This is a genomic window from Vibrio sp. T20, assembly GCF_007858795.1.
Taxonomy (GTDB): domain Bacteria; phylum Pseudomonadota; class Gammaproteobacteria; order Enterobacterales; family Vibrionaceae; genus Vibrio; species Vibrio satsumensis.
Genome location: NZ_VFEB01000040.1, coordinates 1 through 233 on the forward strand (window position 1 = coordinate 1; position 233 = coordinate 233).

Consider the following 233-nt stretch of genomic DNA (forward strand, 5'->3'; position numbering starts at 1 on the left):
GAATCCAGGTAGCCCAGCCACAATTTAAAGTGTAATTATCTTTAAAAAGATAATGGCATTGGAAGCGAGATTATATTATATTACTTCGCTCTCAGATGGCTACTTAGCTCAGTTGGTTAGAGCACATCACTCATAATGATGGGGTCGCAGGTTCAAATCCCGCAGTAGCCACCACTTTTTCTTTATGAAAGAAGAATAAACAACGTTATATAGAATTACCAATGTCGATATAA

General features: G+C 36.9%; 1 tRNA gene. It reads left to right on the top strand.

From position 1 onward, the window contains the following. The first annotated feature begins 97 nt into the window (after positions 1–97). Positions 98–174 (top strand) — tRNA-Met (locus tag FTW16_RS01905). Positions 175–233: the final 59 nt, after the last annotated feature.